The organism is Faecalimonas sp. (assembly GCA_029264305.1).
Classification (GTDB): domain Bacteria; phylum Bacillota; class Clostridia; order Lachnospirales; family Lachnospiraceae; genus Faecalimonas.
Map to the genome: position 1 here is coordinate 1 of JARICA010000004.1, position 12,774 is coordinate 12,774.

Annotated in this window: 9 protein-coding genes; 1 reads left to right on the forward strand and 8 read right to left on the reverse strand. The window is 33.5% G+C overall.

Translation table 11 applies throughout. The annotated features are described in order from the left end of the window. Window positions 1-211: 211 nt before the first annotated feature. Together ppdK and ACY2U7_RS00460 are read right to left on the reverse strand one after the other, a co-directional pair. Complete coding sequence (ppdK, locus tag ACY2U7_RS00455; RefSeq protein ID WP_461812022.1) at window positions 212-2,836, reverse strand: pyruvate, phosphate dikinase; 2,625 nt, start codon at window positions 2,834-2,836, stop codon at window positions 212-214. Window positions 2,837-2,977: 141 nt separating this feature from the next. Beyond that, complete coding sequence (locus ACY2U7_RS00460; RefSeq protein ID WP_461815643.1) at window positions 2,978-4,273, reverse strand: Gfo/Idh/MocA family protein; 1,296 nt, start codon at window positions 4,271-4,273, stop codon at window positions 2,978-2,980. Window positions 4,274-4,426: 153 nt separating this feature from the next. Between ACY2U7_RS00460 and ACY2U7_RS00465 the strand changes: the two genes are divergently transcribed. Beyond that, window positions 4,427-5,308 (forward strand): AraC family transcriptional regulator, encoded by an 882-nt coding sequence (locus ACY2U7_RS00465; protein ID WP_461812020.1) that lies wholly within the window; start codon window positions 4,427-4,429, stop codon window positions 5,306-5,308. 94 nt (window positions 5,309-5,402) lie between these two features. Here ACY2U7_RS00465 and ACY2U7_RS00470 read toward each other — a convergent pair whose 3' ends face one another. From ACY2U7_RS00470 to ACY2U7_RS00495, 6 genes are all read right to left on the reverse strand, one after another. Then, window positions 5,403-6,170: a transposase gene (locus ACY2U7_RS00470; RefSeq protein WP_461815644.1), complete on the reverse strand. Its 768-nt coding sequence runs from the start codon at window positions 6,168-6,170 to the stop codon at window positions 5,403-5,405. Between the two features lie 113 nt (window positions 6,171-6,283). After that, window positions 6,284-7,672, reverse strand: a complete 1,389-nt coding sequence (locus tag ACY2U7_RS00475; RefSeq protein ID WP_461812018.1) for a glycine--tRNA ligase — start codon at window positions 7,670-7,672, stop codon at window positions 6,284-6,286. 147 nt (window positions 7,673-7,819) lie between these two features. Next, window positions 7,820-8,566 carry a DNA repair protein RecO gene (gene recO, locus ACY2U7_RS00480; protein ID WP_461815645.1) on the reverse strand — a complete coding sequence of 249 codons (747 nt, stop codon included), beginning with the start codon at window positions 8,564-8,566 and terminating at the stop codon, window positions 7,820-7,822. Continuing rightward, window positions 8,502-8,666 (reverse strand): hypothetical protein, encoded by a 165-nt coding sequence (locus ACY2U7_RS00485; protein ID WP_461815646.1) that lies wholly within the window; start codon window positions 8,664-8,666, stop codon window positions 8,502-8,504. The genes recO and ACY2U7_RS00485 overlap by 65 nt, the downstream gene beginning before the upstream one ends. Window positions 8,667-8,756: 90 nt before the next feature. Continuing rightward, window positions 8,757-9,653, reverse strand: coding sequence for a GTPase Era (gene era / locus ACY2U7_RS00490; protein ID WP_461812015.1), 897 nt, complete (start codon window positions 9,651-9,653; stop codon window positions 8,757-8,759). A gap of 21 nt (window positions 9,654-9,674) precedes the next feature. Next, a complete protein-coding gene (locus ACY2U7_RS00495) occupies window positions 9,675-12,599 on the reverse strand; it encodes an insulinase family protein (protein WP_461815647.1) in 2,925 nt (974 codons plus the stop codon). Window positions 12,600-12,774: the final 175 nt, after the last annotated feature.

The window sequence follows — 12,774 nt, forward strand, 5'->3', positions numbered from 1 at the left end:
GAAAATTACTCTTTTCTTGTTGAGCAATTATAATCGAAACAGAAAGCTCATCCTAAATAGATATAACAATCTCAAAGACAACAATGGGGCAGGATTTTAAAATCCCACCCCAACTATTTACTTAGAGTCAAAAAACCCCTTACGCTTTGATTGCGTAAGGGGTTCTGTTATTGAAACTAATTAAGTTCCTACACTTTCTATATACAGTGTATTATTTATTATTGATAGCAGCCTGAGCAGCAGCTAATCTTGCGATTGGCACACGGAATGGTGAGCAAGATACATAGTCTAAGCCAATTTTGTGGCAGAATTCTACAGAACTTGGATCTCCACCATGTTCTCCACAGATACCTACGTGAAGGTTTGGATTAACAGGTTTTCCTAATTTAATAGCTGTTTCCATTAATTTACCTACACCGATTTGGTCTAATTTAGCAAATGGATCGTTTTCGAAGATTTTTGCATCGTAGTAAGCATCTAAGAACTTACCAGCATCATCACGAGAGAATCCATATGTCATCTGTGTTAAATCGTTTGTACCGAAGCAGAAGAAGTCTGCCTGTTTTGCAATCTCATCAGCTGTAAGAGCAGCTCTTGGGATTTCAATCATAGTACCAACTTCGTATGCAAGTTCAACACCTGCAGCAGCGATTTCAGCATCAGCTGTTTCTACTACCATATCTTTAACATATTTTAATTCTTTAGAATCACATGATAATGGAATCATGATTTCTGGTTTTACTGTCCAATCGCTATGTGCTTTCTGAACATTGATTGCTGCACGGATAACAGCTTTTGTCTGCATTTTAGCGATTTCTGGATAAGTTACAGCAAGACGAAGTCCTCTGTGACCCATCATTGGGTTGAATTCGTGAAGAGAATCAATGATTGCTTTAATCTGTTCAACTGTTTTTCCTTGAGTATCTGCAAGTTTTTTGATATCTTCTTCTGTTGTTGGTACAAACTCATGAAGTGGTGGATCTAAGAAACGGATAGTAACTGGGTTACCTTCTAATGCTTCAAATAATCCTTCAAAGTCATTTTGTTGTACTGGAAGAATTTTTTCAAGAGCAGCTTCTCTTTCTTCTACTGTATCAGAACAAATCATTTCACGGAATGCATCAATTCTGTCACCTTCAAAGAACATATGCTCTGTACGGCAAAGACCGATACCTTCTGCACCAAGTTCACGAGCTTTTTTAGCATCTGCTGGTGTATCTGCATTTGTTCTAACTTTTAATGTTCTATATTTATCAGCCCATCCCATGATTCTTCCGAATTCTCCAGCGATTGTAGCATCTACTGTTGGAATGATTCCATCATAGATGTTACCTGTTGAACCGTCAAGAGAGATAGAATCTCCTTCATGGTATTCTTTTCCAGCTAATGTAAATTTCTTATTTGCTTCATCCATTGTGATATCACCACAACCAGATACACAGCAAGTACCCATACCACGAGCAACTACAGCAGCATGAGATGTCATACCACCACGTACTGTTAAGATACCTTGAGCAGCTTTCATACCTTCAATATCTTCTGGTGATGTTTCAAGACGTACAAGAACAACTTTTTCTCCTCTTGCAGCCCATTCTTTAGCGTCATCAGCTGTAAATACAACTTTACCGCAAGCAGCCCCAGGAGATGCTCCAAGTGCTTTTGCCATTGGTGTAGCAGCTTTTAATGCTTCAGCGTCAAACTGTGGGTGAAGTAATGTATCTAAGTTACGAGGATCGATCATAGCAACAGCTTCTTCTTCTGTTCTCATTCCTTCATCAACTAAATCACAAGCAATTTTTAAAGCAGCCTGTGCTGTTCTCTTACCATTACGTGTCTGTAACATATAAAGTTTACCGTGTTCTACTGTAAATTCCATATCTTGCATATCTCTGTAATGTTTTTCAAGAGTCTGGCATACTTCTTTGAACTGTACAAATGCTTCAGGGAATTTTTGTTCCATTTCTGAAATGTGCATAGGTGTACGAACACCAGCAACAACGTCTTCACCTTGAGCGTTTGTAAGGAATTCTCCGAATAAACCGTTATTTCCTGTAGCTGGGTCACGAGTAAATGCAACACCTGTACCACAGTCATCTCCCATATTACCAAATGCCATCATCTGTACGTTAACAGCTGTTCCCCATGAATATGGGATATCGTTGTCACGACGGTAAACATTAGCACGTGGGTTGTCCCAAGAACGGAATACAGCTTTTACAGCTCCCATTAACTGTTCTTTTGGATCTGAAGGGAAATCTTCACCAATTTTTTCTTTATATTCAGCTTTGAACTGTTCTGCAAGTTCATGAAGATCTTCTGCTGTAAGGTCAACATCCTGTGTTACCCCTCTATCTTCTTTCATCTTGTCGATTAATTCTTCAAAGTATTTTTTACCTACTTCCATAACTACGTCAGAATACATTTGGATAAATCTTCTGTAGCAATCCCAAGCCCAACGAGCATTGTTAGAAGCTTTAGCTAAAGTTTCTACAACTTCTTCGTTTAAACCAAGATTTAAGATTGTATCCATCATACCTGGCATAGAAGCTCTTGCTCCCGAACGTACAGATACAAGAAGTGGATTTTCTTTATCTCCGAATTTCTTTCCTGTAATTTCTTCCATTTTAACGATTGCTTCCATGATTTGATCCATGATTTCATCGTTGATTTTTCTTCCGTCCTCATAATATTGAGTACAAGCATCTGTTGTAATTGTGAAACCTTGTGGTACTGGAAGACCTAATTTTGTCATTTCAGCAAGGTTAGCACCTTTACCGCCAAGAGTGTTTCTCATGGTTGCGTCACCTTCAGTGAACATATAAACCCATTTTGCCATGTCTTTACGACCTCCTACATAATATTTTTTAATAAAAAGGATCTCTTCTTATTATTAGCATACTGCAATACGATAATCTATCGCACATATATTTTATACGGTTTGTCAAGGTTCGTCAAGGTCTTTTCGACAGAAAACTATTTATTTCCCATTTCTATATTTATCTAACGAAACCACCTGACCACCATTTATTCTCGACTCTTCTGCTGCCAAAGCACAATAGTGACTCTCTACTGATTCTTCTAACGAAGTGGTCCGTTTTGTAGGTCCTGTTTCATTCAGCAGCATATCTAAAAATTCTTCAACCATTCGATTATCCCCACCACCATGCCCAGAGAAATCTGAAGCAATTTTAGATATATCAATAACTTCCGTATTTTTTTGCCCAAATACTGTGATTTTAATTGTATTTTCCGTCATATCTGAAATAATTTCACCTTTTGTTCCCATGAATTTCGCATATCGACTTCCCGTAGCAGTAAATCCACACATTGTATGACTAATTGTTGTTCCATCTGTCATTTTCATATTCACAACCTGATGGTCTACTACATTGTTATCACAATGATATACACACCTTCCATATGGACCTGTTTTGATTGCTTCTAAAATTGTTTCTACACTTGGATGTAACGTCAACACATCTAATGGCCACTCCTTATAACCCGTTTTTGCGCCAATTCGATGATGTTCTAAGTAAATTTTTTCAGCATCATATGGGCAGGTTTCTTTTACTTTACACCCATCCATGCAACGAAGTGTTGCTCCTTTTGGTGCACATTCTTCCTTAAACAAATATGTATCCCCAAATGATGAAATCGACTCACAAGTTTTCCCTGTAAGCCAAAGAAGTAAATCCATGTCATGACAACATTTTTGCAAAATCATCGGACTTGTCGTCTCTGAATTTCTCCAATTTCCACGTACAAAACTATGTGCTTGATGCCAATATCCTACATTTTCAATAGACATTACCGAAACAACTTCTCCGATCACTCCACTATCCAAAATATCTTTCAATTTGGAATAGATTGGCGTATATCGAAGAACATGACATACAATAACCTTTCTGTTACATTCTTTTGCCACCTCTAAAATTTCTCTACATTCCTCTAATCTTGGTGAAATCGGTTTCTCTAGCAATAAATGATAACCTTTTCTTAATGCAGGAATTGCTTGCATAACATGTTGCTTATCCTGCGTTGTAATAAACATAATATCTGCTAATTTTTCTTGCTCAATTAACTCTTCCGCACTAGAAAAACACATCTTTGTCGGTATACTGTATTCTTTTGCTACCTCATTCACCTTTTGATTATCGATATCCGCAATTGCTACAATCTCCATTTTATCCGGAAACAACTTTGCTGTCGGTGCATATGTATCTTTTCCTCTACTACCAAGCCCTGCTAAAGCTACTTTTAATTTTTTATTCATCTTTCTTCCCCCTGTCTATTTTATAAATTTTATTATATATACTCCTTCTCAGATCGGCTTGTTATTTTATTTTAAAAACTTGTCATTTTATCTTTATTTGTTTTCTTCACTCTGTTAAAATAATAAAAAATCAAAAACATAGGAGACTATACAATGACCTATATCAGCACAAAATTAAAAAAAGAATTTTTAGTTGAATCTATTATAACTGTCCACTATTTTGAATATATGAACGATTTTATTTTTTCTGGAGAGTCTCATAATTTTTGGGAATTTTTATATGTAGACAAAGGAACCGTTTCTGTACAAGCTAATGATAGACAATACACTCTATCTGCAGGTGATATTATTTTTCATAAACCAAATGAATTTCACGCCATTCAATCTATCAGTAAGAAAGCTCCTAATCTCATCGCCATTTCCTTTGATTGCCATTCTCCTTCCATAAGATTTTTCTATAATTTTCAATGTACACTTACTTTAGAAGAGCGAATTCTCATTTCTAAAATAATTACAGAGGCAAAAAATACATTTTCTTCTCCATTGCACATTCCTTCGATAGAGCAAGTACAATTATGCGAAAATGCACCTTTTGGAGCACAACAATTAATTTCACTTTATTTAGAATTGCTTTTAATCACACTAAAACGAAACCATCTTGAAAATCCTGTTATGTCATCTCGCATAAATTCTTCTATTAAAGATAATCTTCCAGAAGAAATTTCATCTTTTATGAAAAGACATATTTGTGATAACTTAACCATTTCTTCTATTTGTAAAACATTTTCTATAAGTCGCTCTGTCCTACACACAATATTTACTGCTAAGCACAGCTGCAGTCCTATGGCATATTTTCAAAAATTAAAAATAGATTATGCAAAAGAACTTCTTCGTAGCCAAAAAATGAACTGTACCGAAGTCGCACATCATCTTTCTTTCAGCTCCCTTCAATATTTTTCAAAGCAATTCAAAAAAGCTGTTGGAATGTCTCCTTCAGAATACATTTCTTCCGTAAAAGGCATTTCTCATCTATAATACACTGATTGGGGACGTAGCACTTTACTATTTCACTATGTCCCCAATCAGGTAATACCCTGTCCCTTTTTACAGAACTTCTTCTTTTATTCAATTATTCACTAATAATAGTTCTTTTCACAAACAAATATAATTCTTCACTTTTTGCATTGGAGATTCTCATTTTATTAATTAATCTTTCCTTATACTCTTCACGCAACTCTTTTTCCTCAATAATTTCCTCAATTTTGGATAAATTCTTTTCTATTTTCATTTGTTCTAAAATATTCATAGCAATTTTCTGTTTCTGTAAATTCAATTCTTCTATCACATCATCTACAACTACATATTGCTTTTTATTATGAAAATTTACAACATCCTCCCATTCTTCAAATTTTCTTTGAAATATATCCAAAGCATTTTTGTGAAGTAAATCTGTTTTTAATAATCTATATTCTCTAATGCTACTATGTTTATATTGTAAATAACTATTTTCATTATTACCTTTCATCGGATTCAAATGAATGTAGCGAACACAATTCCAAAAATATCGTTCTGTTTCTATACATTCACTTTTAAAGCGATTTTGAAAAACATGTCCATTTCGATTATGTTTGTAATTATAATATTCTGCATATTGTGCCAGACATTTGGCCATGAATACAGCTAAAGCTGCTAATTCTGATTTGATAATTAGATGTACATGATTAGACATAATGCAATACGCGTAAATTTCCACTTTTTCCTCTTGTAAATGGTTTTTCAAAATTTTTTTTAAATAATTTTTTTCACGCGTTTGATTAAAAATTTTTTCTCGATTTATTCCTTTTGCTATTACATGATAAAATCCCGTAGAACTTTTTCTTCTTCGTTGACGTGGCATATTTCACCTTCCCTTTTTTATTATTCATTCAAAGCAAGTGTTCTGTAAAAAGGGACAGGGCATTTTCTATTTGGGGACGTAGTATTTTATAATTTTACTACGTCCCCAAATAACTAAAATTCAAACTTTTTCTCAAAGTATGTTTTTAAATCTTCAATTTTTATTCTTTCTTGTTCCATTGTATCACGGTCACGAACTGTAACCGCTCCGTCTTCTTCAGATTCAAAATCATAAGTCACACAGAAAGGTGTTCCAATTTCATCCTGACGACGGTAACGTTTTCCAATGTTTCCTCTATCATCAAATTCGCAATTGTATGTTTTTGATAATTCAGCAAATACTTTTTCTGCACCTTCATTTAATTTTTTAGAAAGTGGTAATACACCAATTTTGATTGGTGCCAACGCTGGATGGAAATGCATTACTGTACGTACATCTCCCCCTTCCAATTCTTCTTCATCATAAGCACTACAAAGAAATGCTAACACCATACGATCTGCTCCTAGAGAAGGTTCAATAACATATGGGATATATTTTTCTTTCTTTTCATCATCAAAATATGTCATATCTTGTTTTGACACTTCTTGATGCTGAGATAAATCGTAATCTGTTCTATCAGCTATTCCCCATAATTCACCCCAACCAAATGGGAATAAGAATTCTACATCTGTTGTTGCTTTACTGTAGAAACAAAGTTCTTCTGGCGAATGGTCTCTTGCACGCACTTCTTCTTCTTTCAATCCAAGTGAATATAACCAATCTAAACAAAATTGTTTCCAATATGCAAACCATTCAAGATCTGTTCCTGGTTCACAGAAAAATTCTAATTCCATTTGTTCAAATTCTCTTGTTCTAAAAGTAAAGTTACCTGGTGTAATTTCATTACGGAATGATTTACCGATCTGTCCAATTCCAAATGGAATTTTCTTTCTTGATGTACGTTGCACATTTTTAAAGTTTACAAAAATTCCTTGCGCTGTTTCAGGACGTAAATATACTGTGTTTTTTGCATCTTCTGTAACCCCTTGGAATGTTTTGAACATTAAATTGAATTGACGAATTTCTGTAAAATTATGTTTTTTACAAGTTGGACATGGAACATTATGTTCTTTAATCCAATCTTCCATCTGTTCTTTTGACCAAGCATCTACACTTTCTGTCAATTCAATTCCATTTTCTGCTGCAAAATCTTCAATTAATTTATCTGCACGAAATCTTTCCTTACATTCTTTACAATCCATTAATGGATCACTAAAACCGCCCAAATGTCCTGATGCCACCCAAGTCTGTGGATTCATCAAAATAGCACAATCAACCCCTACATTATATGGGTTTTCTTGAATGAATTTCTTCCACCACGCTCTTTTTACATTGTTTTTCAATTCTACACCCAAGTTACCGTAATCCCATGTGTTCGCCAAACCTCCATAAATCTCTGAACCTGGATATACAAATCCTCTCGATTTTGCTACTGCTACAATTTTTTCCATTGTCTTTTCCATTCGCTTTCTCTCTCCTTTACATTTATTTTCAAACTTATATATATAAGTCTCACTATCAAGCTTTATATGTAATTGATGTACTCTATAAATTGTTAATTATTATACATTCTTTCTATATGATTGTAAAGTCAACTAGATATTCTTTATCTATTTTAAACATATTTCCAATATTTCCAATGATTTAAACGTTTTATCTACATAAAACAAAAGATATTCCGACACAATTTTTTTCAGTTTTTTTAGAACTTGTTCTGACACTGTAAATGTATATAATTTTTCAATAGATGAACTAGCAATATATTGCATGGCATACAGTGTAGATGTATCGACTTTCATTGTATTATTCCTTTGTTTTACACATTTTTCACAGAGAAGTCCCCCATCCTTTATACTAAATACAAACGGAATACTTTTATTTCCACATTTTACACACTGAAATACTTGTGGTCCTTCTCCATTAATATATATTACCTTCAGTTCATATATGCAACGTATCAATTCATTTGAAATATTTTTCTTAGTCAACGCTCGAAAAGTTTGATACAATAATTTAAGCATTTCTGTTTCATCATTTTGTTCTCTTGTATAATATTCTGCAAATTCCATAAAATAAAATCCATAATATGTAGCTTCCATATCATTTTTTAATTCTTGAAAATAATTGGAAATATGAACTTGCATAATATTATACGAATTTCTTCCTTCATATAACGTAAACTCTCCAAAGCAAAAAGGACTTACAGCACCTCCAAACTGGCTATTTGGTCTTCTTGCCCCTTTTGCAAATGCTGAAATCCTTCCTTTTTCTTTGGTTAGAATTACGACTCTTTTATCGTACTCCCCTATAGGGGTTACTGACAGCACAATACCTGTCACTATCACTGGCTGCTTCACAATTGTATTCCTCTGTCTTTTTCATTCTACTCTTGCAGTATTCTAAATAATCTTCTATTTTCCCTGTTTTAGAAAATCTATCCCACGCTGTAAGTTCCATCGAATCACCTCTTCTTCTGTTCCTCTCTTTTTAGGTTCTCCGATTACTTTTGTTCTATACTAGTAAAAAACTTCCACCGTTTTCAAAATATTATTCATCTTTTGTATATCCAAAGTTTTTAATAAGAAAATCACTATCTCTCCAGTCCTTTTTTACCTTTACCCACAATTTCAAATTCACTTGCATCTCTAACATTTTTTCCATTTCATAGCGAGCATTCGTTCCTATTTTCTTTAACATACTCCCTTGTTTTCCTATAATGATTCCTTTGTGCGAATCTCTTTCACAAATAATCGTTGCTTCAATTTCCACAATTTTTCTTTTGAACTGCATCTTTTCAATCGAAACAGCAATCCCATGTGGAATTTCTTCATTCAACGCATGTAATGCTTTTTCTCTTATAATTTCTGCAACAATTTGCCTTTGTGGTTGATCTGTCACTGTATCTTCATCGTAAAATTGCGGACCATATGGGAGATATTGAAATAAAACGTTCACTAATTCATCTGTATTTTCTCCGCTTTTTGCAGAAACTGGGACAATCTCCGAAAAGTCATATAGTTTCTGATAAGCATCAATAAATGTCAAAACTTCTTCTTTCTTAACCATATCTACTTTATTAATCACAAGAATTACTGGAGTTTTCACCTTTTTTAACTGTTCTGCAATGTGTTTTTCTCCAGCTCCTATAAACGTAGATGGTTCTACAAGCCAAAGCACAACATCCACCTCATTTAATGTACGTTCTGCCACATTTACCATATATTCTCCCAACTTATTCTTGGCTTTGTGGATTCCAGGTGTATCCACAAATACAACCTGTCCTTGTTCTGTTGTCAACACAGTCTGAATTCTATTTCGTGTTGTCTGTGGTTTATTTGATGTAATTGCAATTTTCTGTCCAATCAAATAATTCATCAACGTCGATTTGCCAACATTTGGTCTACCAATTAATGTTACAAAACCTGATTTATAATCTTTTCTCATGCTTACCTCACTTTTATATATTTAAAATAAATCTTTTATTTCATCAAACAATTCTTTGTGTTCCTCAATTTTGTCTTCTCCACCGATAACACATAATTGATTTGCTTTAAGTATTGCCTCAACTATATCAGCAAGTTTTCTAATATCCTCTTGTGTTGCATCTAATATTTGTTCTCTTTCTTTTTCTATCATTTCTTTCGAGACATGATTCATATAAAGATTTAAGGAACGGTCTCCTTTCGCCACCGGATTCATCGGTTGATCCATATTACTAATTGTTCCAATAATGTATTTTGTCATATCTCTATTAGATACATCAAAATTACGAAGATATTCTGTTATTCCTTCATAAATTTCATTTGTCTTTTCTAAGTTTGGATCACGATAAGATACAAAATATCCATCTCCTAGACGATTAAAACTACTCATACATCCGTATGCGCCACCCTTTACTCTGACATTTTGCCACAAATAGTCGTAACTTAAAATGACTTTCAATATTTGAAGGGCTCCTGTATACTCTTCTCCTTGATCAATAAAGTTCCCTGCTCTTGCCACATACTGCACTTTAGAAGAAGTCTTAAATCCTTCATTTTTCTTCTCACAATGCAATATACAAGGAACACTCTCTGCACTTTCTTTATACAAGTCTACTTTTAAATCTGCAATTAGTTGTTCCATATCTGCAAGTCCATCTTCTGCTGCCGTATAACTAATTATCATATTATCAGCTCTAAAAAGCATTCTGCATAATTTTTGCAAATTCTGAATCAATTCTCCTTTTCTCTCTTCAAAATGTTCACAAATATCATTTATTGTCTTATAAAATGCAATTCCATTTGTAACATCTTTAAATTTTGCTAATGGAGATGTATATGACATTGCACGAAGTGCAGAAGTTAAATGGCCTGCCGACTGAAAACGCATCTGCAATCTTGATTTTGTCATATCCAAAATTTCTTTTAATCTTTTTTCATCATCTAATTTAGAGTTTACTAATATTTCTTTCATCATAGCAAACGCAATCGGAAGTTTATTGTACAATGCTTTTGATTTCATTTCAAAAGTAGCTTTGAATTCTTTTTCCTTCGTTTTCGTCACGTTTGGATACATTTCCAGCGAAGTACCTATTCCACCAGTATGAACATTAATTTCATTAAATAGTTCTCCGTACGCATAGTTTTTCGTATCAATAATTCCTAAAACAGATTGCAAAATTCCTACATACGGCAACATTTCTACTGGAACAGAGGATAAATCAAACAATAAATCTACATAAGCAATTCCATTCGTTTCAATGTTATGATAAACCATCAGTGTATCTTCATAATATTTTTCTTCATTATAAATTGGTGCAATTTTTCTTGAAATATCTTTTCTTTCAAGAACAGGAATGGTTTTTAGTTCTTCCTCCGTAGACGGTTCTTCCTGATATGCAATCAATTGTGCTGTTCTTTCTACAAGTCTGTCCACTTCCTCTTTAGAAAGACTTTCTTTGTATGCTTGTAATTTTTCATCTAACTCTTTTTCTAGTCTGGCTGTACGCCCTTTTTCTGCCTTTACAACTACAACTGAAGCATGTGTATTCTCTAATAAATATTTCTGTATTAGCTTCTCAAAATAATCTGTGTTTACTTGTTGTTTCAAAAATTCAAATGTTTCAATAGCATCTAAATGAATAAATGGTTTCTCATCATCATATAACCAACTATCAAATATCTGCAATCCATACATTAGTCCTTTTGGGAAATTGCCGAAATCAGCCTCACGATAACGGAATTCATGATAATTGATTCCCGCTTCAATCGCTTTTTTATCCATCCCTTTTTCCACAATAGTTCTTAATGTTTCTTCAATAACAGAAATAAACTCTTCTTTTTGCTCAAGATTTGCATTTTTTGCAACAATAGAAAAGACTGGTTGAAAAATCCCATTATCATAGGACCCCATAATATCTCTTCCAATTCCAGCATCTACAAGTGCTTTCTTAAGTGGTGCACCAGGTGCGGAAAGAAGAGCATAATCTAAAATTTCAAATGCCAAATATAAATTAGGATCTAAGCTCGTTCCTATAACCTTATTATACGATAAATACGTATTATTTTCTTCCGATTCATTACTTGAAATAGAGTAAGCAATTTCTACTTCTTTTCTCTCTGTAAATGGTTCCTGTTTTTTGATTTCAGAATCAATCTCTATTGCATTAAATTGACTTAAGTATTCCTTATCAAGCCACTCTAATTTTTCTTCCATATTCATGTTTCCGTACAAATAAATATAACTATTAGATGGATGATAATATTTTCTATGAAAATCTAAAAATTGTTCATATGTCAATTGTGGAATTACTTCCGGATCCCCTCCAGATTCATTTTTATAAGAAGTATCTGGAAATAATGAATTCAACACAACTCTATCTAAAACTCCTTCTGGAGAAGAAAAAGCCCCTTTCATTTCATTATATACAACACCATTATACTCCAACTTTGCGTCAGCATTATCTAGCTTATAACTCCAGCCTTCCTGACGAAAAATTTCATCATGCTCATAGATATTTGGATAAAACACTGCGTCCATATATACATGCATTAAGTTCTGAAAATCTTTATCATTACAACTTGCAATCGGATACACCGTCTTATCAGGATATGTCATTGCATTAAGAAACGTATTTAAAGATCCTTTTACCAATTCAACAAACGGATCTTTTGATGGAAATTTTCTAGAACCACACAAAACGGAATGTTCCAAAATATGTGGCAACCCTGTACTATCTTTGGGTGGAGTGCGAAATCCGATAGAAAACACCTTATTTTCATCATTATTTGAAAGAAGAACAACTTTTGCTCCACTTTTTTTATGTTTCAATATATATCCATCAGATTTCAACTCTTTTAAGTAATGTTCTTGTAGCAATTCGTATTCTGCTAATTCATTTAACTTCATATATCTGTACTCTCCTATTTTATTTTCATTCTATTTATATTTTTGACAATTTAATTTATTATAACATCTTTTATACAAAAAAAGAAGTTTCTCACAATAGTTTTATCTCTTATGATTACGCAAAATCACATCCTATCTAACTTATAATTAGACCTTTCATAACTAAAATGCAAAT

Coding starts and splice junctions, on each gene's coding strand:
- ppdK (WP_461812022.1), bottom strand. CDS start 2,836: ATGGCAAAATGGGTTTATATGTTCACTGAAGGTGACGCAACCATGAGA.
- ACY2U7_RS00460 (WP_461815643.1), bottom strand. CDS start 4,273: ATGAATAAAAAATTAAAAGTAGCTTTAGCAGGGCTTGGTAGTAGAGGA.
- ACY2U7_RS00465 (WP_461812020.1), top strand. CDS start 4,427: ATGACCTATATCAGCACAAAATTAAAAAAAGAATTTTTAGTTGAATCT.
- ACY2U7_RS00470 (WP_461815644.1), bottom strand. CDS start 6,170: ATGCCACGTCAACGAAGAAGAAAAAGTTCTACGGGATTTTATCATGTA.
- ACY2U7_RS00475 (WP_461812018.1), bottom strand. CDS start 7,672: ATGGAAAAGACAATGGAAAAAATTGTAGCAGTAGCAAAATCGAGAGGA.
- ACY2U7_RS00485 (WP_461815646.1), bottom strand. CDS start 8,666: ATGGAACTTACAGCGTGGGATAGATTTTCTAAAACAGGGAAAATAGAA.
- era (WP_461812015.1), bottom strand. CDS start 9,653: ATGAGAAAAGATTATAAATCAGGTTTTGTAACATTAATTGGTAGACCA.
- ACY2U7_RS00495 (WP_461815647.1), bottom strand. CDS start 12,599: ATGAAGTTAAATGAATTAGCAGAATACGAATTGCTACAAGAACATTAC.